Here is a 24,463-nt window from a genome sequence, read left to right on the forward strand (position 1 = left end):
TTACTGTACTAAAACTTTACCTATGCGCAATAACCTGCCCCACTTGTCCAAACTACAGATCACCCAACTGGCAAAACTCATTGAAAAAATACTCCGGGCGATGCAGCCAGAACTCATTCTCTGTTTAGGCAGTCGCACCACCACCATGCAGGATTGGAGTTGTTTTTGGGAGGAAGAAGGCTATCGTCAAACCGTATTTCCCACTACCTACGATTTATTGATCCTGACCGGTGAGGATGAAAAAAGGGCCGATCATGAGCTGATCCAGTTGATAGAGCAACAGGCCGGGCCACTGGCCTGTGAGGTAACCTGCATGATACAGCCATCCCATACTTTTTATGAAGGGCTGGAAAAAGGCTACCGTTTTGATACGACCGTTTACCGTAAAGCCGTAGGTGTTTACAGCAATGGCAGGCAGCTGTTGCCAGTCCTTCCGGCAGAACCGGAACCGCAAGCCCTCAAAGGCAAAATAGAAGACCACTGGAACCGGTGTTTTACGATAGCCCAACGCTTTTTCAAGGCTGCAACCGACTGCCAGCAGGATAACTGGCCGGAACAGGCGGCTTTTAACCTGCACCAGTCTACCCAACACGCCTGCATGGCCCTGTTAAGGGTTTTTACCGGCTACCGGTCTACAACCCATAACCTCTCGCGGTTACTGGCATTGATAGAAAATTTCAGCTTTGAGCTTTCCATTATCTTTCCGTGCCTTACCAAAGAAGAAAAGGAGTTATTCAACCTGTTGAACCGGGCTTATTCCGATGCCCGTTATAAGGAACACTACACGATCTCTGCGGAAAAAGTAACCATACTAACAGAGCGGGTGCAGGAGTTGCTTATGGTCGCAGAGATGCTTTACAAAAACAGGCAGGAACAATTGGCAGCAACACAGGCGCTTGTATTTCCTATAAAACCCAGCCATGAAAAACAGGCGTAAAAGAAAGCCATCTGCCAGCTTCAACAGGAACGGCTTGGCAATATCCATAGAGATAGACATGCCTGACGCATTTTCAACCGCCTGCCGTCAATTTCATGTAGGCAAACAGGAGGCATTGCAATTTTTTGCAGATCACCTCCTGTTTGCAGCGTACGTGCTGAAAGAAACAGGCGATATATACTCGATGACTACAACTGTTTTTGCCGCTTATACAAATACACTGTCCCAGACACCTATAGCAAACGAAGCCAAACGGCAGATCTGCATAAAATACACCAAACAGGTGATCGCGATATTGTCAGGCAACGAACAGTCGGTAAGCTACACCGCGACAATGAAAGAATGGTATGAAAAGCTACATCAAAATGATCAATACAATAGCTGATGAAAAAGACGTTTAAGATACGGCACACACATGACAGCTATATAATGACATCCCTTACGCAATGTTCCTTACAGGAAGTGTTACAGTTTTACGTTAATCACGTATCGGTAAACGGTTTTCTGGAGAATGATGATGCTATAACAGAAAAAGCAACCCGTGTATTTTTATCTTTTACGCCAAAGTCGACAGGCGAAGAAGACCTTCCTGATTAACCGGTTTGTAACCTCTAAATAAGGGAAGCTGGTAGCATTATTGACATTTTTTATTATATTAGTTTCATGCCTATAAAACAACCTGCCACAAACCCGCCCCGCATGCACATTGTCCCTTTACTGGTAGAACGCTTTTTTGAGGATTATGACGCAGCCGTTCAACCGTATCCACTGCCGCAGCAACTGGAATTAACAGAACACCTGCTGCATGTGTTAACGATTTTCCGGAAGTATCAGCCGGATGAACAGGAAAGTATTTTCGCTCAATACCGGGAAAAAGAGGAAGCCTTATTGAAAAAATACGGTAAAACGATAAAGCCCTATTTTGACAGGCAGTTTAATGGGTATTTCTATTTTAGAACGGTATTAGCGGAGAAAGGCATTTTTGAACAGGAGGTATTCAATAATTTACCCGGAGATCAGCAGGGTTTAACGTTAGACGAGACTCACCAGTTTATCCAGGTCTGCCATAATAGCCTGTCTAACGCCAAAATTTTCCTGTACCTGCAAATGGAGCCCGAAGGGGCAGCGGCTGTTGTACCGGAACCAGCAGAGCCGGATAATGAAATGACCAAAGCCCGCCAGTTATTAGCCATCTTCTACCTGCTGAAAACAAGTTTTGCTATAGAGCACCGGGATACGCATTCTGTCAGCGCCGTTGCGCAGTTGGTGCATTTGCTCACGGGTACTAAGTTCACCACCACGCAGAACTCCGACATCTACAAGAAATACACCAGCATGCCTAACTACAATAAGGGCGAGCAGTTGATAGCAGACCTACAATTTATACAGCCTTATTTTAACCGGCTGAACATGCAGGAGGCTGTGCAATTAATTGAGGAAGAAATCAATAGGGCCATCAAAGACCTGCCAGCGGGAGCCAGGAATAAATACCGTAATAAAGAGATATAACTGGTAGCGTTTACCGTTACCTAAAGCAACTGTTTACCGTTAAGCCATATTGCCAAAGCAGGCAGTATGGCTTTTTTTATGCCACTACCGGCAATTTTTCCAGAGAATAGGTATCCCTATAGGGGGAGCCTCCCCGCTCCATTCGATCTCATCTTTGTATCACGAACCGTAAACGTAAAACAACGATCGGTTTAACGGTAAACAATAAATGTCTTGTTATCATGGAAACAGCCCATACAGCACACAGCAAACCCAATGAAGGGCAGGCAGATAAAGAACGGCGGCAGGCTACCGGAGAACAAAAAACAAACGATAATCCTCAGGCATGGTGGGAGCAGTTGGCGGGCACCCTGCAAGACGATAAGGAAGGCGCAAAAAGCTGGTACAAGTTATTGTCAAACCCGCTTACTGTCATCATTGGTCTATTCCTTTTAGGGTATTGGCTGTTTACACAAAAACAGGGAGCTAACGCCCATATAGAAAAAGAAAACGAACAACTGAAAAAGGAAATGAAGCAATTAAAAAAGAAATATAAAAAGCTGCAAAAAAGCATACACGCCCCAACAAGTAGTAGCAGCATTTCTTCCGGTGTCGCTGTATTGGATTAACGCTAAACAGTATTACTTAAAACGATAAAACAAAGACGATGGAAACAAATACCACAAAACCGGCGCAAACCAGTTCACACAGCATCCCAATGGATGTATTCATGGATATTGTACGCATCCTGCTGAATAACACACTGGATTGGCATGTGGAAGGCATCAATGAAAAAGAGAACAGCCTGTTGATACAGGTAAGTTATCAACCACATTTACCGCGTCACCGCAAAGCCTTAGAGAATATACAAAGCATTTTAGCCGACTACGGGTATTACATCAAAGGTTCACCCAATGATGATGCGGAACAGTATGGTTAACAATACCCTTACTGTAAAACCTGCCGTTTAACGTTAAATACTAATTTATGTCAACAGTCTGCCTCCATTGCGGGAAACCCATTCAATCGCAACGTAGCACCAAAAAGTATTGCAGTGACAGCTGCAAACAACTGGCATTTTATAAGCGCAGCAGCTTACTCTCATCAGGAGCAACTTTACAGGAAACATTAAGCGATAACCAACCACCGGCAAATATCAGTAATCAATCTGCGGGTAAACTGTTGAACGGCAACCCAACTGCATTACCAGAACAACAACCAGCAGAAGCGCCTTACCAGTGGGTATATTCCAGGCTAATAGAGCAGGTAGCTGAATACGTGGATAGCGGCCATGCTTTGTTGCTATTGCAGCATCCAGGGGAGTATTGGAACAGTTACACACTGTCAACTGTAAAATGGGTCAGTATCCGGCTGCGCTGCCTGCTGGAAAACCTTATCAGGCTTAGTAACCTGCCTGCTGTCAATTATGAAACGTTGAGAGCTGTATTGGAAGCGTTTAACGATATAATAGCTTCCCGCCATTTTAGGCTTCTTCGACCTGATTATCCTTATACAAACATTATTAAAGAACTGACCGGCAAATTAGCTGTTCTTGCAAAACAGGGAAAGCGCAAGCAAACAACCCGTTTCCGCTTAACGCTTAACCGTAAGGCAGAACTGATGGCCGCACGGCATATACTGGCCGGTTTGGTGCCGCCTGCCAGGTTCAGCGAACTGGAATTTAAAGAATAACCACAACTATTTTTTCACCATTAAAATCAGACAAATGAACACAGTTATTACTAAGAAAGAACTCCATGTTCCGGTAGACGTACTTATCCGGGTAGCCGATGTTTTATTGGAAAATGAAATTACCAATACTATCATCGGAACAGAAGAAGAAGATCATGAACTCGTAATCGAAGTCGAATACGAAAAAGAACAGCGGGAGGTGATTCACGAGGTGGAGGACATTATCTCCGATTACCATGAAAATGATGAAGAGGACGAGGACGAAGATGATGAGGAAGAAGATGATGAATAATCCAATTTAGCATTACTACAATCGTGGGGTATATCCTCACGATTGTAACCAGCATTTTATTTGAATGTGGGACTACAGAAAGATGAACCCTTTTTAAACAATAAACAAAGCAATATGATAAAGCGGGATGATTTATTGGTAATGCGGGCAATAGCCCTTTGTTTTAAACCCTTCTTAAAACCGGAAGAAGCGCTCATTTATTGTAATCTGGGCCGAACTCAATTCGCCAAGAATTGTGAGGAATATGGTATTTACAAAACAAATAGCGGGTACTACAGGAAAGAAGACATAGATACAATGTTGTCCGGTGAAATAGTGGCTGCTGTGACTTCAACCCCTCCGGTTAAACTAAGAGCTGCATAGAAAACAGGGCTATTCACTGGCGAATAGCCCTGTTCTTTTTAATGCCTATAGAAACGTACCGATATTAAAAGATGGTAAATGACTGATGGCCTCCGATTGATCTTTGGGTTTATGCCGTTTATATGTCTGCTGTACCTGTCTGGTGGTCGTATGCCCCATGAGATAAGCGATAGTTACATCATCTACATTCTTATCTTTTAGCAGGATGGAGAAACTTAACCGGGCGCAAGACCAGGTTACATATTTATTCACTCCTGCACGTTTAACCCATTCTCCCAACACTTTATTTGCACCATTAGCCGTTGGCAAACTAAACACCTTATTCACGGACGTAGTTTTACCAAATGACAACTGTTTTATTTCCTCCAATATGGCAAGGGCTATAGGGTGGAGGGTAAGCACCACTGGTTTGCCTGTTTTCTGCTGGATAATCCTGGTAATTAAAGTGCCGTTTTGTAAATCCTGCCATTCCTGCCTTTTCACATCCACCCATCTAAGCCCTGTATAGCAACTGAATAAAAATGCCAGCTTTACTTGTTGATTAAAACAAGGCGTATTAAGCAGGGCTACATACTCTTCCGATTCCAGGTGTTCTTTAAGGGTAACACTTGGATTGCGTACAGCCGGAATATCTTCTGTAGGATTATTCCTGTAATATCCATCCTTGGTGGCAGCCTTTACCACCCATTTAAACCGGGCGTAATAATTGGCCGGAGTTTCACCAGTTAGCGTATCCAATAAATGCCGCCGGAAGCGTTTGCAGAAATTCTCCGTAATATCCACCGGTGAAATGAAATCACTTTTAATATAAGCCTTGAACTTGGTAAGGCAGCAGGTAAGATGCCGGTTGCCTTCTCTTTTATTTAGTTTGATGTACTCCTCGAAATACTCTACAAAGTTGGCCTTAAACTTATGCGCAGGAATAACAGGTGTACCTACGGCTTGCTGCTCAATAGTGAGCTGACTCTTTTTAGTCTCCAGTATCTTCAACGCTTCTTTGTTGAAGTTCTTTTGAATCTGGTTTTGAGGGTTAGCATAAATAAAGACCCCGGTAGAAGGTCGCTGCCCTGGCCCGCGACCTAAATCATAAAAGAAATAAATCTTATCTCCTTTCTTATTGAGTTTTTCTCCGATGTTCATAGGGTTCCATTTTTAAAGGTTACGGGAGAGAAGCCCAATGAGCGTGCCATGCCAACAGTAAAATCAGCCTGATTAATACCTGTCGCCAGCAAGTGAAAGTTTGCGAAAGAAAGAGGGAACAATAACCTTGAAAATAATTTTGAAAACCATCTTGTACAAAATGGCAGAACTGCCATATAGGCTTGGGTTTCACTGCCAGAAGTGAGTGTCATTTTGAGTGTCAAACCGGGTGTCAAATATGCCTTTTCAACCCGTTTTTGATGCAAAAATCCTTTGGTTAGATTCCGGTTGTGTTCCGGTGGAGTGCCTGCAATTCTGATTGTCATTGCGAGTGTCATTTGAGTGTCGTAAATAGTGGGAAAAAGGGCTAAAAAGCATGAAAAACCGACACTCCCGAAAATAAAAAAGCCTTACAAATCAATGACTTGTAAGGCTATCAAGTGCCCAGAACAGGAATCGAACCTGCACTCCGTTGCCGAAACAAGATTTTGAGTCTAGCGCGTCTACCAATTCCGCCATCTGGGCAATCACAACCGTCCTTCAGTTGCGGGTTGCAAATGTATGTATTTTTATTTAATTCCAAAATAAATTTATTTTTCCTTCATCTTATTTGAATATCGCAAATTACCGATACATTTGCAACTATAAATGATCCAATAAGATGAGCGCAAATAATCTGTTTCAGCCATTCCAACTAAAGACGCTGAATATTAAGAATAGAATAGTAATGGCTCCCATGACAAGAGCCTTTTCTCCTAATGGTATCCCCGGCCAGAACGTAGCCGATTATTATAAACGCAGAGCAGAAGGTCAGGTAGGCCTCATCCTCTCTGAAGGTACTGTGATCGACCGGCCTTCGTCCTCCGCTGATCCCAATATCCCTCACTTTTATGGCACCGAAGCCCTCAATGGATGGAAACGTGTCATTGATGAAGTACATGCAGCTGGTGGTGCTATGGGGCCGCAAATCTGGCACCAGGGCATTCAGGCAAACAACCATTCCGGCTGGCTGCCTTCTACACCTTTTGAAGGACCTTCTGGTATATTGGCTCCTGATGGTGTTAATGGAAATGCCCTGACTGAAAGTGAAATCGCCGATGTGATCAAGGCATTTGCACAAGCTGCTGCTGATGCTAAACGCCTTGGCTTTGAAACCATCGAACTGCATGGCGCCCACGCATACCTAATCGATCAGTTCTTCTATGCGCTGACAAACAAACGTACTGACAAATACGGTGGCGCTACTATCGGAGATCGTACCCGCTTTGCCGTTGACGTGATCAAAGAAGTGAGAAAAGCTGTTGGTGAAGATTATCCTATCATCATTCGTCTCTCCCAGTTTAAACCTACTGAATATAACCACAAACTCGCTACTACTCCCGCTGAAATGGAAACATGGCTCACACCGATGGCCGATGCCGGCATTGATATCTTCCATTGTTCTCAGCGCCGTTTCTGGGAACCGGAATTCGAAGGAGATGACCTGAACTTTGCAGGATGGGCGAAAAAGCTGACCGGAAAACCTACGATCACTGTTGGTTCTATTGGCCTGTCAGGCGATTTCATGGGGGCTTTCAGAGGTGAAAGTTCTTCTCCAAGCTCATTGGATGAACTGCTTCGTAGATTTGATCGTGGCGATTTTGATCTGGTGGCTGTAGGACGTCCATTACTGGCTGATTCCAATTGGGTTGTAAAGATTAAAGAAGAACGTAATGATGAGCTGAAAGGCTTTAGTAAAGAAGCACTGGCTACATTGTTTTAATATAAAACTGACACTACCCATAAGTAAAGCCCTTCATTTTGTAATGAAGGGCTTTGCTATGAAAAAAATGTCTCTTTAAATCTTGTAAAACGAAAATTGAAGGAAAAGGCCAGCCTTCACTAAAAGGCCCCCCTCCCCCACACCAATAAAAGATTTATCACCAAAGTATAATCGTATTTGACAAATCCCTCATCCTCACATGCACATCAACCTGCCCCACCATAATAACCTGCAGAATAGCATCCCTGAACAAAATAAACTAAATTACAGATGATGGATACGCAAATAGAACAATACCTGCCGGTTTTCAGACAGCAAATAGACAAATGGATCACCTTCAATGACGAAGAGTGGACTATTTTTGCCCAATATTTAAACATCAGGTTACTTCATAAAAAAGATCATTTTACCAGCGCGGGTGAGGTATGCAAAGAATTAGGTTATATCCTTTCCGGGGAACTACGCCTTTACCATGTCAAAGATGGTGAGGAAATCACCGGTTATTTTTCTATGAAAAACGAATTTATCTGCTCCTATAAAAGTTTCTTAAAACAGGAACCAGGCTTATCCTACATACAGGCAATCAATGATGCCGTATTGATCACCTTTAATCATGCCGCCTTACAACAGCTTTTAAATAACCCTGTTACCGCCCATAAGATGGAACGTTTCGGCAGACTTATAGCTGAACATTTAGTTTTCTGTTACGAAGACAGATTGCAGGCCTTTGTAACACAATCTCCTGAAGAACGCTACAAAACGCTTTTAAATAGTAACTCACGGATCTTACAACACATTCCCCAACACTATCTGGCGAATTATCTGGGTATTACACCTGTGTCACTTTCACGCATACGTAAGCGTATTATGGAATCTGGAAGATAGCAGTTAACTTTTCTTATCTTTTGTTAACGGTTTTACTTTAACGGTTGCTATAGTTTTGTTGTAAACTAAATAGATGATGACTGTTAATGAAAGATTACGATGGCGCTATGCTACCAAAAAATTCGATGCAACGAAAAGTGTGCCGGCTGACAAACTTGAACGTATTGTTGAAGCAATAAGACTTACACCGACTTCAAGCGGGCTTCAACCGTTTGAGTTATTAGTAGTCTCTAATGTCGAAATCCGCACAAAGATCAGGGCGGTGGCCTGGAATCAGGCGCAAATTACCGATTGCTCACATCTGCTGGTATTTGCTGCCTGGGATGACATCACTGCTGATCGCATCAATATGATGTTCGACCTTACCAATGAGGTTCGTGGTATAAGAAGTGAAGGATGGGAAAATTACAGGCAGCAATTGCTGGGCCTTGTTGCCGGACGGGGCATGGAGGCTAACTATCAGGCGGCTTCACGGCAGGCTTACATTGGGTTAGGCACCGCCTTAATTGCTGCAGCTTTTGAAGGGGTGGATGCTACACCAATTGAAGGGTTTGACCCCGCAGCTGTTGATGAAATCCTCGATTTTAAATCAAAGCATTTACGAAGCGTTGTCATCATGCCGCTTGGCTATCGGGCTACCGAAGGTGATTGGCTGGTGAATTTAAAGAAAGTGAGACGCAGTCGGGAGAATTTCGTTACTGAAATAAAATAAGCAACCCTCTAGTAACGATATACCCCACTCTAAGAGCGGGGTATATCGTTAGGTTCAATACTTTATCCTGCACCTCCTTATACCCATCACCAGGAACCATCATCACCATCATCTCCACCTTCTCCTATCCCTGTCTCCTCCCCCACATCCAATCCCACAGGCTCCCCATAGTTGATATACATATTATCCTCATCATACCGGATCTCTTTTATCGGGTCCAGTCCTAATAATTTAGCATAGTGCACCAATAACCACCCTCCTGCACGCCCGTTAGGAGAACCCAATAGTGCAATAAAATCCTTACTGTACGGCTTCTCTTCACCATTGCTGGACATACTATAATTCTTCATGAGATACTGCATTTTAGAACCATCAGACCAGAGAATGGTATGCAATGTCTGCGCATTAATAATCCCCTGCCGTTTCAGGGTCTTTAGCTCTATCGTCTCCCTGTCCTGCGGTTTTCGCTCAAACTGCGCCCGCTTAAGCGCCTGTATTTGTGCAGCGATAATATCAGCATTGGTAGCGACAGGTTGACTTCCGGCACTCTCTTTATCTTTATCACCAAAGTTCTGAGCGGCAATAAATGTCTTCATCTGGGGGTCATACTGGTTGTTATAGTACGTTTCACCACGATTTGCCTGCCTGCCAGTACTGATAAGATACTTTTTTACTTTCTGCCCATCCTGAAGTGTATTCACATCCTCATCCTCCATTGTTGATTGCGGCCGGCGTTCCCGGAAATCATCCAAACCACCAAACAAATCGTCATCGTCTTCTTTATTAGAATGAGAATCCTCTTGCGTCACTTCCTGCTGCTTAGGTACAGATACTGTATATTTCAGGGTATCTTCATAGTTCGTGTTCAATAGCCTTTCCGTCCGGGTAAAATGCATCTCCTCCTCCCGGACTGTTTTCGCATTTTCAAGGGCAGTAAGGATCTTTTCTCCTGTAGCATAACTATCATCATATTGTTTTTCTGAGGCCGCCAATGATTTCGTGCCAAAAATGACGGGGAAATCCAGATTTTCCGGATTTGCCAGTTGTTCTGATTGCTCATTTCCCCCCTCGGCCATGTGTGCGGAGAGTTCTTCAAGTACCGTGTCTTTAGAACGTTTTAATTGTATCACAGGTGTTGCTGCGGGATATCCGGTTTTCAACTGTCTGGCCTGCAAACCAGCATTCGCCATTTCCTGGTAAGCCTGCAATTGCCGCACCTGGGTACTATTAATGACCTTTGCCTGCAGCTGCCGTTGGATAATAGCTTCCGGCCGGTTGTTCATCAATTGAAAAGCGCCGCCGCTTTTATTTACCGTTGATGTTAAACTGCTGTTAGCAACCTGCTTTGGGGCGGAGGCAGCCAGGTTCTCATGGGTAATCATTCCTGTTTCATTTTTTATGAACGCTCAATAAAATGGATAGTATGAACAGCCGGTGAGCCGGCTATATTAAATGTAACAATAATTATTTTGATTACCAGTTTTTGACCAAAGGCTGAGCGATCTAAAATTATTTTAAAAACACATTACACACCATACATACTCCCTACTATGTATGCAACCTATGTTTGAAGTTTTTCATATTTCTGTAAAGAACTTTAAAAACCTCTACCAATAATCGATTATTTAGTAGCTTACTAATAATCAAATATCCACGTATGGGAATACTCCACACATTGTACGACGAAATCATCGGCTTCATGGGGCTTAATGCCCTACTCGAAATGTACCGCACAGGAAATTACCAGTCCTTGCTCACTTTAAACGGCATATTAGGCGCCATCTCACCGGTACTCCCCTTTTTGTTATTAATTGAAATAACACGCGCACTCGTCTATAAAAGGTTTAAGATAGAAGACTATCGGATGCCTTTTATTATCTTCGTTATCAATCGCGTAATCGGCCGTTTTCTTTCTATTGCAGCCATTGCTTTTTGCATCGGCGTATTCGAGAAGTATGCCATCTTCAAAACTACGTTTACCTGGTATTGGCTGATCTATGGCTATATCATCTGGGAATTTGGTCACTTCCTGTATCATTACTGGGGCCACAGGGTTCGCTTATTCTGGTGCCTGCATGCTACCCATCATATGCCACAGACGATGAACCTTTCTGTAAGCTATGCGCATTTCTTCTTAGAAGGCGCCTATGCCGATATTATTCGTACCACGGTATGTATACTGGCAGGCGTGAATCCTCCACTATTGTTTTTCATAATGTTCATTGATGGCCTTTGGGGAGGGTTTATTCATGTAGGAGAAAACATTCTTAAAAACGGAAGATTGGGCTTTCTCAATAAATGGATTTTGACCCCATCTCATCATCGTGTACATCATGCAAAGAACCCCTTGTACATGGATACAAATTTTTGTAATCTGCTGAACATCTGGGATAAGGTGTTTGGTACTTTTCAATATGAAGATCCTAAAGAACCAATTCAATACGGCGTAACACGAAATGTAAACAATCGTAATTTCTTCGATGTTTATTTCGGTGAATTCTATTACCTGGCGCTGGATGTATGGAAAGCCCCAGGCATCATGAATAAAATCCGTTACATTTTTATGCCTCCTGGATGGAGTCATACAGGAGATCACAAAACGGCCGTCATCGTAAAACGCGCTTACCTTGAATCGTTAAAACAAACCACTTCAACAACCACGATATATGAAACCAAAGCCAGTTAATACAAATACTTCCCGCAGACAGTTTATCCGCAATACATCTTTATCTCTTGGTGGCCTGTGGCTGACCAATGGCCTTATGGCCCGTGATAAAGGGCCGGTTTATGGTCACAATCATGTTCAATATACACTTGATACCAGTTGGAGCAAATGTAACCCACAGCAATATCCTGTCAATGACTGTCATGAAATGGTGCAGGATAAAAGAGGACGTATCTTTTTGCTGACCAACGAAACGAAAAACAATATACTCATTTACGATACAAAGGGGCAATTACTCGATTCCTGGGGCAATGCATTCCCAGGTGCGCATGGGTTGACCATTCATGATGAAAATGGTACTGAATTTTTGTATATCACAGATACGGTAAAGCATCAGGTATATAAAACTACCTTAAGCGGCGAAATACTGCTTACTATCGATGCGCCGATGGATAGTAAGCTATATGCGCAGGCGGAGAAATTTGTTCCTACAGAAACTACGATTGCACCCAATGGAGATATTTTCATTGCTGATGGTTATGGCGAGCAATATATCTTACATTACGACAGTAAGGGACATTTGCTAAATTATTTCGGAGGCCGTGGTAGTGGAGATGAGCATCTTGATAATGCGCATGGTATTTTGTTAGATCCGAGAAGTAAAGATGGATCTTTGCTGATCACCGACCGTACACGGAATTGTTTTAAACGTTTCTCCAGGGAAGGACAATTACTGGATATTATACATCTGCCTGGTGCCTGTGTATGCAGACCTGTCGTACAGGGGAACTTGTTGTATGCAGCAGTGCTTCGTTCTCCGGATATGAATAAGGAAGGAAGTGGGTTCGTGACCATACTTGATCAGCATAATAAAGTAGTGAGTAATATTGGAGGTAGTGAACCTGATTATAAAAATGGTCAGCTTCAGCCTATGTACCAGACAGATAAGATCTTTTTTCATCCGCATGATGTGTGCGTGGACCGGGATCATAATTTGTATGTAGCACAATGGGCATCTGGTAAAGTATATCCTTATAAATTAAAACGGGTCTCCTGAGATTAATTTAGCAAAAAATGAAAAATTTGAAAATAATATTTTGTAGAAAGAAGAAAAGGTTAGAAATTCGCGGTCCTGAAACACAAAATCAGTTGCCCAGATGGCGAAATTGGTAGACGCACTGTGTTCAGGTCGCAGCGCTCGCAAGGGTGTGCTGGTTCGAATCCAGTTCTGGGCACAAAATGGCTCTGTAATCAATTGATTTACAGGGCCATTTTTAATTTATGCTTGTCAATAATTCACAGGTTTTAACGCATTCTACCACTATTATTGACAAGCAATTGACAAGCAGCATGACAAGCAGAAATTGTCCTACTACTCACACCTTTTCCTGGCGGAATTGGCAAAAACAAAACTCCTGGGATTCTTCTAATCGAACTATTGCCACCCCTTACCTAATTGGCAGAATTAGAAATGTAAATCTGGCAGTCCTGACAGCTGTACAGGAAAAATTTCGAAAAATTCTTTTTCCACTATTATTTCCACTTATATCCGTATTCTTTAACGCCACCCTTAAAACGATAAATAGATCACCTTATATCTATGGCACGGCATATCCATTGTTCACAGTATCCTATAACCCAAAAGCCGCAACGATATGAAAATAGGATCTTACCTAAACAGGACAAAAGATAAAAGGATCTATTACTATGACTATGGCCGGCTTCCCGGACAGCGACCAGCAGTAGGAGTATTTACTTACACCAAACCGAAGAACCAGACCGAAAAAAATCACAATAAGCAAGCCTTAGAATTAATAGATGTAAAGAAAAGCCAGACAATAATAGAACAGCAATCTATAGGATCTGCCTACATTCCACCACATAAGTTTAAGGGGAATTTCCTGGAATACTACGCGGAATATGTAGATAAAAATAAAACCGATGGTAACAGGGCTTTACAGAACAGCTTTAAGCAATTCAAAGAATTTGTAGGGCGTAGTTTCGTTTCGCCAGTTGACATTACGGAAAACCTGTGCAAAGAATTTAGAAAATTCCTTTTAGCCAAATTTAAGGGGGAAACTCCCCAGGGATATTATGCAAGATTCAAGTGGGTATTAAACGCAGCGACTAAGGATAAATATTTCCAGGTCAATCCCACAGACGAAGTCGCAGCTATACCCAATCCCAGCGCGACGTTAAAGGAAAACCTTGAGGTGGAAGAATATTTAACACTGGTTAAAACACCTTGTTTAAACGAGGAAATAAAATTTGCATTTATCTTCTGCTGCTACACAGGGCTTAGATGGGTCGATGTTGAGCGTGTCTGGAATAGTGACGTAAATGATGACGTTCTTACTACCAGGATCATACAAAAGAAAACAGGTTTACCAGTTACGTTAACCCTGCATCCAATTGCCCAGGCTATAATAAAAATACAAAGAAGGAAAAGAGGCAATACGCCTGGGAATAAAAAGCTATTTCAACTTCTCGGCCGTAATGGTTGTAACAAAGTACTAGAAAAATGGATAGCAGCGGCTAAAATATCAAAACATATTACCTGGTCATGTGCCCGCTTATCATTTGCTATACTGCTCAGAGATGCCTTAGTAGATGAGGTGACTATCGCAACCTTAATGGGTCATGCGACACCCAAACAGGTCAATAAAACCTATAAAAGACACCGGGCTAAAGACCAGCTGCAAACCATCATGAAATTGCCATCGGTGGATATTGATAAATATTTTCTTCACTTACCGGATGAGGAAACTGAAGAATAAATTGATGCCTGTAATAAAAAGGAAAGGCTGTCCACATTTTGGACAGCCTTTCCTTTTTAAATGGAAGACAAAAATCATCTCCTCCTCTTCTTCGGTAATTCCATCTCTGTTGCCTTTTCACCCTCCAGCATTTTTTCAACATCCTCTCTTTTAAAGTATCCATTTTCATTTTTAAACACGCCAAACTCTTCGCACTTCTTTGCAAACTGTGTGCGGCCAAGATTACAAAAAATCAGTGCTTCTTCTGGTTTCAGATAAGGTTTGAAGCAAATTGCAATTGCACGCATAGTAACTAATTCTTGCTGTTTAATCATATGTCAGATTTTAAAGCAAAGTTCAGCCATCCCTTAAAACTGATATTCCAATTGTGTAGCTTTAAGTCGAAAAATGTCATATTATGTAGAAATATGTTGGAAAATGGCGAAAAGTTTTATTCGTCTGATCTCTTATTCAATTCTATCCAAGTTCATAAGAACTATTTTTTGCAAAGCAATTAGAAAAAAAATTGATTTTCAAGCCAACTAATCGCTATTTGATACTCATTTGTTTGGGGTTTCCATTTTCCGAAATATAAAGTAAAATCAACTTTGTATGAACCATTATACATTTGTCTAAACAAATTATATACTTCTAACTCAGAACTAGAGAATCCATAGGTATTATCAATATCGATAGGCCTCACTAAGGATGAATCGATAATCTCCCAAGCCTTTTCAAATTTTATACGTCTATTTAAGCAAGTGGACTCCCACATTTGTTTAAAAATGGATGCTTTTTTAGATTCTTTTATGCTGACCGGAATATTAAAATTAATCTTATCCAGAAAGTCTCTAAGACACGTCATACAGCGTTTATAGTATGCAATATCAATTTTTAATGTGTGATTAACCATATTACACCTAGCCTTAAATCCAGCTTTGCTTATATAAAGTTCTGTTGCCTTTCCAGCAGAGTGAATCAGACAATCCCGAGTACACTTAATTTCATTAATTTCATCTATCATATCATTTGGTATCTCTCCATTTAATTCCAATATATCCTTAACATTAAGAATAAACTTATCAAATCTACCATATGCAAGATCAAGGATTTTTTGAGTTCCCTTTTTATAAAATAATTCTAAAATAGATCCCTCCTCAAGAAGGTCATCAATATCAAATTTTTTATTACCTAGTTTCTTGGGATGTGAAATTATAACTTGAAATAATACCTCATTAAGTACATGTTCTGTTATACTAATAGTACCAATAATTGCATTTTCTCTAGTTTGTAACTTTTCCTCCTCACTGAAATCAGTAGAATTATAAATTTTATCAGTAATTCTTTCTATATGATCCAATTTCATTTTTGCACTTTCGAATGCATTATGAATTTTGACGTAAAGATTGGCTCTTCGTGCAATCGTTAGCAGATTTAAGTCCATAGAAATATTTTAAACTTTTTATTGAACCTGTGATTATGCAATATACTTATTCGACTTAACTTTAGAAGTTCCCGGCCAATTTGTATCCAATCAAATGTAAAGAGATACCATTACATTATTGCACAAAAATCTTATCAGAAAAAACCATTTATTATTGCGATGCTCAATTTTAAGTCAGTTAATTTTGCAGAAACGCAAAATATAAAAAATAGTCGATCAACTATTTTTTACATTTCATCAATTAAGTGATCCCTCATCTGCCAGGCTGTAAAATCCGACCTCTGAAACGATAATATGGTCAATCACAACAATATCCATAAGGCTTGCGGCTTTCACAATTTTCTCCGTAAAATACTTATCCGTAGAACTAGGATTTAAATTCCCGGAAGGATGATTATGACAAAGGATTAACTTGGATGCCCCAATTTCCAATGCTTCTCGAAGTATCATTTTGGTATCTGATGAAACATTAGCAATCCCTCCCTTGGCTAAAATACTATGTTTTAAAACCCTTTGTCCATGATTCATATACAACACGTGAAATGATTCATAAGATTGATCACCTAATATAGGCTTGAAGTATAGCACAGCATCAATAGTATTTGTAATGACCTTTTTCGACAATAGAAGTCCTGCCTGCCTACGTCTTCCTAATTCCATTACCGCTGCTAATTCGGCAGCTTTCATGTCGCCTATTCCTCTAACTCTCTTAAACTGGTTCACATTAAATTTCGCTAGCTCACTGAGGCTGTAAGAGGCTTTAGCAAGTAATTCCTTTGCTATATTATGTACGTTATTCCCTTTAGAACCGGTGCCGATAACTAAGGCTAACAGTTCCGTATCTGTCAAGGAAGAAGGACCGTTATTTATTAATTTTTGATGCGGTAAATCATCTATTGGCCACCTGGACATTGACAATGGGGATTTTACATCGACCATCTTATTATCAATTACCTGGTTCCAATCAACAATGGATTTCATAAATACCTTTTTTGATTTCCTAATTACCAATTAAATCGCAATACTTAAATTTTATTGTAACAATGAACAAAATGACATCCCAAATTTTGATAATTAGCTAAAGTGGATAAAAAAACATCCCTTCTGAAAACTATTTTTACAATAACCCAACTAGCGACCACCCCAGGTGTATCTAACATTTCTTGAGTGAACTAATGCCCGCTCAGGACGAAACTAAAAATAGATATGTCGGACGCTGTAAACCCTCTACTCCTACTTTCGGAACTCGTCTGTGATATTAGCATTAAAGATGCTTTCCAGATAACCCAGCAGGAATATGAGTATCAGATAACCAAAATAAATACGTATGAAAAAGAAATCCAGGTAGAGATATTTATGCAGGCGGTACATTTATTGTCATGCCAGGGTGTTGAGAATTATGTCTCTTCTTATTCACGTGTATTGTCATATCTGGAAAACTGTCTGAATGAATGTCTTTCCAGCATTGAAATGAATAAAGGAAAGGATTCTCTTACCATGTCACTAACACATCACCTTTTATCTGTAGTGCAAAGCCTAAAACAGTTTATTGATCGCCGATTTATAACTTTTTCTCCTGATAATTCGGCTGTTGACAAACCCATTCATAAACATAAATTCAAACTGAATATAGCAGTTTCAGTTATAGCCACCCTGACATCGGCTTTTGTCCGATGCGGAGATAATGTTAGCACAAAAGAGGAAACTGAAATTATGCGTTTCATAATACAGCTATTCAGTTCAAAGCAAACTGGTGAAATCGCCTTCAGAAGCTTTCAAAACCACTATAGGACACCGGAGAGATCAGCAATTGCCAAATCAATAGGCATTTTGCAGTCAATGATAATGTGGTTAAAAAAACAATAATTAGCAGATCACATTAATTATTAACCAGTTGCAAGGGGCTACACCAGCCTTTGCAACTGGTTCCTTATTTAAAATAGGTGTTGCTTTGATAACTCTTCCATTGTTTGATTCCCAGGTATATAGCCTTGCACGGTTATTATTATTTATTAAATCAAAATGGCCTGGCAAAATTGTCAGGCCATTAAAAAATCCATGTTAAATTTACCAAGGAGAAATCGCTACGCAACAAGTGGGGTATCAAAAATATTCATTTCTCCACCCTGGTTATACCTACCCATCTGGACTGCATGCCCCTTCTCTGGCACCTCTATTACTATGTCAACGTCATGCTGGAAGGCATTTTCACCCTTAAAGTTCCCTTGCTTTGTAGTTTGAAAAACGAAGATGAAAGATTTCTCAGGATATTTTTCCCTTAAATTGCGCAGGTCATCAGGTTTGAGACCCAAATAGGTGACACTATCAAGGAATATAAAGGAATAAGGAGATAAATCAGCCGGCAAACTTCCTGTAACATCTAAATTCGGGTGTTTGACGCTATTAATTTTAGCTTGTAGCGTATGCTGTAGCTTCTCTTCATTCGCCACATATAAAGTATAGCCAAAATTCCTTGCTAAATATCCCGCAAAATCCAATGCCAAATGACTTTTTCCTAATTTGGGCTTTCCAAAAATCATAGCAGTGAAATTCGCCGCTGGGTCGCCAATTAGATCCAACCACTTTCCTTTAAATCCGAGTGTCTTAAACTTGACCTTGGCAAAATCTTCACTATTCATGATTACTTCAGGGGCTATATTTCCACTTTCAAAACCTGACAATCCAAATATTTGACCGGTGCCCTTTCCACAACCACATCCACCTAGTGCATCTTGCCACCCGTTTAAAGTTGCACTATTAATTGGTAGCGTCTTAATTTTTGATTCTTTTGATATAAAATTCATCAAACAGGTTTGTAACTGGCTGATTTTATTTATATATAGATCATTAGCAGGAATTTGATTCTTACTAATCGCCCTTTCAATAATATCCAATAACTTCTTTGCCTTCTCCTTTGTGATAAGCTTCCCCTGCATTGATATATATCGCTTAATATAGGAAACTGAAAATCTAACCTTTTCGGATTCTATAATAGCTCGAAATTCATTTAGCTTATCCTCCTTTATTTTAATAGAAATGGTTTTACCCATAGAGTTATACACCCGAATTATATTATCCTGGATATACCTGATCTGTTCAGCAAAGCGTGATGTCTTCTTAATCTTTCGTTCTATAATTGCTCTTTGCAAAGAATTAATAAAATTTAGCAGTTGCTTGTCTTCCTTGGTTTTCCCATGTAAGGAAACGTACCTTTTAATAAATTTCACTTCTTCATCAAGATGTTCAACCTCACCAGCAGGATTTTCACGCGCATCAATACCAGGTTTTGCGCTCTGGCCTCTATTGGTTCTACTTTTAGGGGATTGGTCGTTTATTCTGTTTTCGCTTATATTCTTCTTTGATGACTGTCTCCTTGTATTAGTTCGATCAGCCCCATCACTTTGCTTTACATACTTATCTACTTTTTCAAAGTAAATATCAATCGCTTCCCGAATACCGTCACTTTCTAAATATTCTGACCAGTCCTGCCCGGCATCTGTAATCTTGATAATCCATTCGTGGGTTTGCTGAATAGATGACGGTAAAGAGGAGAAATCCAGTTTCTTTACCTTATCGAAATAATTTGTGTAATTAAGCATAATTTAGGATTAGGATGCCAACAATAATAACTTCAACTTCAAAGCCATAGCCTCATTTTCAAATCTCCGTCGCCTCGCCATGTCTACAACTTTAATACTTCTATTTTCCACCAATATTTCCGGTGGCGGTAGCTCAATAGGTCTCTTTGAACTAATTCTTTCCGATTGATTTTCAATTTGACGATACTGAGCACTATCAACCGTGACTGATAAACCGTGATTATCTTGCAACACCTTTACGAACGCGGAAATTTTATCTTCAGCCACTTCGGCAACCATCTTATTTGATGTTTTTTGAAAATTGTTTCCAATGGTTAGGGGAAGTAAATCCTTATCCAGGTATATCGCACCTCCGGACACAAGGCTACCTCCAACCACAATTTTAAATTGCTGCTCTTGTTTAAAAAAAGACAATCCATTATTCGTAACGATATGACTATTTCTTACCAGGGATCTAATTAATGGAAGTGCCTTAATAATAGGAACCGTAACTTTATCCTTTGTTTGCTCAGAAGCATTCCAATATTCAGGCATCAAAATCCCCTTTCTTATTTCACCATTCATAGTTGTATAGGATACTAATTTCCCTTTGAATTCCGAAAATGCCTGTAGAAGGTTACCTGTGACAATATTCCGCTGTCTGCGATCAACATTTGTCTGTTGAATAAAGTTTGCCCAATCTGTCAGAATATCTTGCCTATCTTTTTGACGTAAGTCATTACTAACCCCTATTATCGCATTAATATCCTTGGAAAAAGAAAGGGGAATAGCTACATACTTATTACTACTGGCTATAGCAAAACGTAGCTTAATTTGAGAGGGCAGATAAGGGTTTTTCTTTCTTAGATCCAACAAGTACCCGATAAATACTGCAGGTACAACTTCACTCCCATTTGAATAGGTTTCAATAGGATAATTCAGCAACCTACCTGGATAGAAAAAATTGAATATTCTACCCAAATAGCCTTTCGCGGCGGCAGCCCTAGCTGAAATCATAGAAAGCTTTTGTTCCTTCGCTTTCAACAACTCATTTCGCCGCTTATTGATTTCATTCATTTGTTCCTCCGGTGAGGCAGCTAGCTTTCGAATAGATTTCTCATAAGGGATCGAGCTCATAAGATCATCATACCGGCTATTCTCTTCTTCCAACTCCTGCTCTAACTTCGCATTTGCATTATTTTCGTAACCAGTAACCAGTTCCGCAACTATTTCATGTGATGTCCTGCCATTCAATGACTCTACCAATAAATTTTCAAGTTCAATAGCTGTAAAGGGTTTCTTCAAAACATTGGCTTGTACTGTTTCCAATATACTATCGTCTCCAAATGCGCTATCACCACCCTTTCCCATTTTCACAACCCGGGAACTAATTGTTTCTGCCTGTAGGTTCATAGCCTCTACTTCCAGATCGTATTCTCCTACTTGTTGTAAATATTCAACATAGTCATTATAACGGGTACTCATTTCATTATAAAAATCCTGCTGGGCAAGGGTATCCAACACTGCGACCCTTCCACTTACCTTATGAGCAGCATCCTCTATCCCCCCATCTCCATTTTCATCCAATCCTAACGGGTTGTCTAATACCCTATTAATTTCCTTGTTCTCCTTTAAATACTCCAATACCAATACATCCCCATATTTATTCAGGAAGTCAGGTACATCCAGAATTTTTGTAGACTGTTTTTGATTAGAAGAAGTATTTGCATCCAAACTCTTCAGTTTCTTTTGTAACATCATCATTAATCGCATCTCCGCAGGGATAGCGGAGGTGACATAGTCATATATTGGCTTCAATATCTGACCGGTTCGATTAATACGACCACGCTTTTGAACTTCCCGGTTAATATCCAGCTCTGCCTGCAAAACAATCATTACACGCTGCTTCACCAAATTCGCTGGCACCTTGGAGGTCGGAATCGCATGAGCAGATGCCCCGGTACTTCCTGCCTGGTTTATCATTAACACATCAACCTCGTTGTTATTAAATTGCCTGAAGGCATCATTTGTGTTAATCTTCCTACGTGAGGTTACCAAACCCATCCCCGTTTTTAGATTAAGCTGCAACTCGTACTTACGGCCAGTTACTTCAGCCACCGTGTAACCTGCATCCTTCAGGGTTTTTAAAATCACGTCAATTGGAGATATAGTTATCCCAGTAGCTACACTTTTTATCCTGTCCGTAATATCATAATACACAGATGCCGCTACCGGGGCAAGTTCTTCGAGGGAGAACCTTTTATAAATAGGTTTGCCATTCACGTCTTTCTCCGTATACCTCAAAACGCCTTCCAGTCCTCGATATAATACCTCAGCAAAGTCTGCGTTAATTACATCTCCATCCCCTACAGGAGCGCCCGTTTCATTCTCAAGGGTTTCTAAAAAGCTACCCATTGTTGATGAAAACGCTATTACTGGCTTCTTACCTTCTTTTAATCTCATGATAGCTCTCTCTGCCACTGATGCAGCTTTAATAGAGAAAAGCATTTGATTTATTACCTGGAAGATTTTACTAAAATATGGTTGGTTATCAACTCCAGCTTGTGACGTTCCCTTTCGCAATTCAGTTTCCTTACCTTCGGCAGCCGCCACTTTATCCAATTCCTTAACTATCTTATTAACATACAGATCCTGGAAGGCTATAATATCTCTTAAAATTGAAGTAATGTTATCCGAAATTGCCCTATGTTCCTGCGCCTGGTCCGTTAAAGTAATATAATTCACTTCTACTCCCTCAAAACTCCTTTCCCTACGTAGCATTTGCCCCTCCGCGACCAATTGCGCGCTCAGAATTTCCTGTAAAGCAACTCCGCCACGCGAAATAGCATCTACCAGCTCCTCCTTACTCATTGTACAATCAGCAATTGCTGTCTTTAGCGCATAAATCGGCATATTATCCGGCCTCTTTGCGAAAGTGGCGCTAAGGAAAACAACACCTTTCGCCGCTGCAACCACATTCTGTAAAAACGCCCCGGTATTTGAACTGCCACTACTATTATGTGATTCATCAAGAATTACAATACTATTCTGCGCAACTTCTGCTAAAAATAACGGTTTGTCCGGCTTTTTATCTGGACTACTAAATTGTGAATAGGTTGCGACAACATAGTCATACCCTGCAGGTAGTTCTCGTCTTTGGAATATGCTCTTCTGCTGTTCCACAGGAAGCGCCTGGTAAACAACATTACCGTCCTGGTCTTTAATATCTGTTTTGGACTCCTTTGAATTAACAATAAATGGCCGTAGATGCGCACTGCCAATGGCCAAAAGATCCCTGTAAATATCACTGAACAGGTTAGATTTTTCAGTTAAGAATATTGGTTTCAAATTTTGCTGTATAGCATACCTAATGATTGCGGCAGCAATTCTACCCTTGCCTATTCCTGTCTGATCCCCGATGATCATTCCCTGATTTTTGGCCTCTATATTATAAATAGCAGTTCCAACTGCATCTATTTGTTCAGCAGCTAAAGCATTACACAGTTCCATCTTCGAATTGAATCCTAATCGATGCCTGACAAAATTATCCATATCCCCACCAACCTCGATTCTAATCCTATCAATCGAAGACTGCGTCTCAAAAGACATACTGTCCGGCACCTGGGTATCTAACACAACACATGCATTAGATGCAGGCTGATAAGGAGCTTCCAAAGAGCCTAAAAGATCATTATCCAGCATTTCCCTTAACTGCCTTGCTCTTTGCTCATTCTCCTTTCTCTTCCTGATTTGGCTTTGTTTTACCCTTTTCATAATTCTATCATATAGCTCATAAAAGTCTCCGAATACAATATCATTTTCTGAGTCAAATAGCGGCGTAGCCCCAATCGGTTTATCCTTTCTACCATCGATTAAGATCAGCCGTACATTAACTGCCGTTCCCTGGCGGCTATATAATTTCTTACCGTCAATGTTAATGACATCATCAACATGGAACCGGCTGTATAAATAATTAAAAAAAATCCTATCACTTATTGGCTGTACCCTTCCCAGGTCATCCCACCATGTATTTCCACCAATAATTATTGCGGCCCTACCATTATCCTTCATCGTCTCCAATGCCCGAATCGCCATTAAGTGTTCCAGTGAAGTAATTTTATAGTCCTCCACCATAAAGGGCTTCACCAAATTGCCGAACGGAGGATTAGTTAAAACAGCCGAAAAATATTTAGCATATTGCTTAAATGGAATTGTCGCATCCTGTTGTAAGACATTATAAAATCCCTGTGCATGCAGGTTCGTATTTCTTAAATTATCAATCTCATTCACTATTACATTCCTGGGATTCGCAGCAATAGTTAATAACCCATTCCCGGCAGATGGTTCAAAACAATAACCGCCGGTATATGTGAGTAGGCTAAGCTTGCAGTATACTCCAAGTAAGTACCCTATTGGTGCTGGTGTGGAATATTGTTGTAATAAAATGGACTGGCTTGTACGATGTGATAGAATAACTTGCCTGCGATATAAATCAACAATTCTGGTAAATCTCTCATACTGTTCAATTGGCAATGCCGACAATTCCCTGGCATATATGACTATAGCCAATTCTGTCAATTCCTTAATAGTATTTTTATCATCAATACCAAGAGATAAAGCCTTCTTTTCAACTATTCGCTTATTGACAATTTCATTATTGCGCAGGCATGATATTACCCAATCAATATAGTCTTCTCTCATAAAAAAGGAATAATAAGTTATAGGTAGCTTCCTGGGATCGGAAGCCAC

General features: G+C 40.5%; 24 protein-coding genes and 2 tRNA genes. 17 read left to right on the forward strand and 9 right to left on the reverse strand.

What is annotated here, in order from left to right; translation table 11 throughout:
• Window positions 1–22: 22 nt before the first annotated feature.
• The 9 genes from QQL36_RS26825 to QQL36_RS26865 all read left to right on the forward strand — a co-directional run bounded on the left by QQL36_RS26825 (window position 23) and on the right by QQL36_RS26865 (window position 4,772).
• Complete coding sequence (locus tag QQL36_RS26825; protein ID WP_321567376.1) at window positions 23–937, forward strand: HEPN domain-containing protein; 915 nt, start codon at window positions 23–25, stop codon at window positions 935–937.
• Window positions 921–1,322, forward strand: coding sequence for a hypothetical protein (locus QQL36_RS26830; protein WP_321567377.1), 402 nt, complete (start codon window positions 921–923; stop codon window positions 1,320–1,322). Before QQL36_RS26825 ends, QQL36_RS26830 begins: the two co-directional genes overlap by 17 nt.
• Window positions 1,322–1,534, forward strand: a complete 213-nt coding sequence (locus tag QQL36_RS26835) for a hypothetical protein (RefSeq protein WP_321567378.1) — start codon at window positions 1,322–1,324, stop codon at window positions 1,532–1,534. Before QQL36_RS26830 ends, QQL36_RS26835 begins: the two co-directional genes overlap by 1 nt.
• 102 nt (window positions 1,535–1,636) lie before the next feature.
• Window positions 1,637–2,446, forward strand: a complete 810-nt coding sequence (locus QQL36_RS26840; RefSeq protein WP_321567379.1) for a hypothetical protein — start codon at window positions 1,637–1,639, stop codon at window positions 2,444–2,446.
• Window positions 2,447–2,667: 221 nt separating this feature from the next.
• Window positions 2,668–3,054 (forward strand): hypothetical protein, encoded by a 387-nt coding sequence (locus tag QQL36_RS26845; RefSeq protein WP_321567380.1) that lies wholly within the window; start codon window positions 2,668–2,670, stop codon window positions 3,052–3,054.
• A gap of 38 nt (window positions 3,055–3,092) precedes the next feature.
• The gene (locus tag QQL36_RS26850; RefSeq protein ID WP_321567381.1) at window positions 3,093–3,365 is read left to right on the forward strand and encodes a hypothetical protein; all 273 of its coding nucleotides are present in this window, start codon (window positions 3,093–3,095) and stop codon (window positions 3,363–3,365) included.
• A 47-nt stretch (window positions 3,366–3,412) separates the two neighbouring features.
• Complete coding sequence (locus QQL36_RS26855) at window positions 3,413–4,117, forward strand: hypothetical protein (protein ID WP_321567382.1); 705 nt, start codon at window positions 3,413–3,415, stop codon at window positions 4,115–4,117.
• A 34-nt stretch (window positions 4,118–4,151) separates the two neighbouring features.
• Entirely contained in the window at window positions 4,152–4,409 is a 258-nt protein-coding gene (locus tag QQL36_RS26860; protein ID WP_321567383.1) for a hypothetical protein, read from the forward strand.
• A 114-nt stretch (window positions 4,410–4,523) separates the two neighbouring features.
• Complete coding sequence (locus QQL36_RS26865; protein ID WP_321567384.1) at window positions 4,524–4,772, forward strand: hypothetical protein; 249 nt, start codon at window positions 4,524–4,526, stop codon at window positions 4,770–4,772.
• 45 nt (window positions 4,773–4,817) lie between these two features.
• Here the strand turns inward: QQL36_RS26865 and QQL36_RS26870 are convergent, their stop codons facing one another.
• From QQL36_RS26870 to QQL36_RS26880, 3 genes are all read right to left on the reverse strand, one after another.
• The gene (locus QQL36_RS26870; protein ID WP_321567385.1) at window positions 4,818–5,912 is read right to left on the reverse strand and encodes a site-specific integrase; all 1,095 of its coding nucleotides are present in this window, start codon (window positions 5,910–5,912) and stop codon (window positions 4,818–4,820) included.
• Window positions 5,909–6,238, reverse strand: a complete 330-nt coding sequence (locus tag QQL36_RS26875) for a hypothetical protein (protein ID WP_321567386.1) — start codon at window positions 6,236–6,238, stop codon at window positions 5,909–5,911. The genes QQL36_RS26870 and QQL36_RS26875 overlap by 4 nt, the downstream gene beginning before the upstream one ends.
• 115 nt (window positions 6,239–6,353) lie before the next feature.
• Window positions 6,354–6,437, reverse strand: a tRNA-Leu gene (locus QQL36_RS26880).
• A 136-nt stretch (window positions 6,438–6,573) separates the two neighbouring features.
• Here QQL36_RS26880 and QQL36_RS26885 point away from each other — a divergent pair.
• The 3 genes from QQL36_RS26885 to QQL36_RS26895 all read left to right on the forward strand — a co-directional run bounded on the left by QQL36_RS26885 (window position 6,574) and on the right by QQL36_RS26895 (window position 9,271).
• Window positions 6,574–7,674: an NADH:flavin oxidoreductase gene (locus QQL36_RS26885; RefSeq protein WP_321567387.1), complete on the forward strand. Its 1,101-nt coding sequence runs from the start codon at window positions 6,574–6,576 to the stop codon at window positions 7,672–7,674.
• A 270-nt stretch (window positions 7,675–7,944) separates the two neighbouring features.
• Entirely contained in the window at window positions 7,945–8,559 is a 615-nt protein-coding gene (locus QQL36_RS26890) for a Crp/Fnr family transcriptional regulator (protein WP_321567388.1), read from the forward strand.
• 73 nt (window positions 8,560–8,632) lie between these two features.
• Window positions 8,633–9,271 carry an NAD(P)H-dependent oxidoreductase gene (locus tag QQL36_RS26895; RefSeq protein ID WP_321567389.1) on the forward strand — a complete coding sequence of 213 codons (639 nt, stop codon included), beginning with the start codon at window positions 8,633–8,635 and terminating at the stop codon, window positions 9,269–9,271.
• Window positions 9,272–9,357: 86 nt separating this feature from the next.
• Here the strand turns inward: QQL36_RS26895 and QQL36_RS26900 are convergent, their stop codons facing one another.
• Window positions 9,358–10,653 (reverse strand): hypothetical protein, encoded by a 1,296-nt coding sequence (locus tag QQL36_RS26900; RefSeq protein WP_321567390.1) that lies wholly within the window; start codon window positions 10,651–10,653, stop codon window positions 9,358–9,360.
• A gap of 275 nt (window positions 10,654–10,928) precedes the next feature.
• Between QQL36_RS26900 and QQL36_RS26905 the strand changes: the two genes are divergently transcribed.
• From QQL36_RS26905 to QQL36_RS26920, 4 genes are all read left to right on the forward strand, one after another.
• Window positions 10,929–11,957: a sterol desaturase family protein gene (locus tag QQL36_RS26905; RefSeq protein ID WP_321567391.1), complete on the forward strand. Its 1,029-nt coding sequence runs from the start codon at window positions 10,929–10,931 to the stop codon at window positions 11,955–11,957.
• On the forward strand, window positions 11,938–12,993 hold the full coding sequence (locus QQL36_RS26910) for a 6-bladed beta-propeller (protein WP_083730343.1): 1,056 nt from the start codon (window positions 11,938–11,940) through the stop codon (window positions 12,991–12,993). The genes QQL36_RS26905 and QQL36_RS26910 overlap by 20 nt, the downstream gene beginning before the upstream one ends.
• 94 nt (window positions 12,994–13,087) lie before the next feature.
• Window positions 13,088–13,171: transfer RNA gene (locus QQL36_RS26915), tRNA-Leu, on the forward strand.
• A gap of 420 nt (window positions 13,172–13,591) precedes the next feature.
• Window positions 13,592–14,713, forward strand: coding sequence for a site-specific integrase (locus QQL36_RS26920; protein WP_321567392.1), 1,122 nt, complete (start codon window positions 13,592–13,594; stop codon window positions 14,711–14,713).
• A 74-nt stretch (window positions 14,714–14,787) separates the two neighbouring features.
• Here QQL36_RS26920 and QQL36_RS26925 read toward each other — a convergent pair whose 3' ends face one another.
• The 3 genes from QQL36_RS26925 to radC all read right to left on the reverse strand — a co-directional run bounded on the left by QQL36_RS26925 (window position 14,788) and on the right by radC (window position 17,117).
• Entirely contained in the window at window positions 14,788–15,027 is a 240-nt protein-coding gene (locus QQL36_RS26925) for a hypothetical protein (protein WP_321567393.1), read from the reverse strand.
• Between the two features lie 179 nt (window positions 15,028–15,206).
• Window positions 15,207–16,136, reverse strand: coding sequence for a hypothetical protein (locus tag QQL36_RS26930; RefSeq protein WP_321567394.1), 930 nt, complete (start codon window positions 16,134–16,136; stop codon window positions 15,207–15,209).
• Between the two features lie 237 nt (window positions 16,137–16,373).
• Window positions 16,374–17,117, reverse strand: a complete 744-nt coding sequence (gene radC / locus QQL36_RS26935; protein ID WP_321567395.1) for a RadC family protein — start codon at window positions 17,115–17,117, stop codon at window positions 16,374–16,376.
• A 225-nt stretch (window positions 17,118–17,342) separates the two neighbouring features.
• Here radC and QQL36_RS26940 point away from each other — a divergent pair, with 225 nt between their 5' ends.
• Window positions 17,343–18,002: a hypothetical protein gene (locus tag QQL36_RS26940; protein WP_321567396.1), complete on the forward strand. Its 660-nt coding sequence runs from the start codon at window positions 17,343–17,345 to the stop codon at window positions 18,000–18,002.
• 218 nt (window positions 18,003–18,220) lie between these two features.
• Here the strand turns inward: QQL36_RS26940 and QQL36_RS26945 are convergent, their stop codons facing one another.
• Complete coding sequence (locus QQL36_RS26945; RefSeq protein ID WP_321567397.1) at window positions 18,221–19,735, reverse strand: ATP-binding protein; 1,515 nt, start codon at window positions 19,733–19,735, stop codon at window positions 18,221–18,223.
• A gap of 9 nt (window positions 19,736–19,744) precedes the next feature.
• Window positions 19,745–24,415 (reverse strand): strawberry notch-like NTP hydrolase domain-containing protein, encoded by a 4,671-nt coding sequence (locus QQL36_RS26950; protein ID WP_321567398.1) that lies wholly within the window; start codon window positions 24,413–24,415, stop codon window positions 19,745–19,747.
• Window positions 24,416–24,463: the final 48 nt, after the last annotated feature.

It is taken from the genome of Chitinophaga sp. LS1 (assembly GCF_034274695.1).
Taxonomy (GTDB): domain Bacteria; phylum Bacteroidota; class Bacteroidia; order Chitinophagales; family Chitinophagaceae; genus Chitinophaga.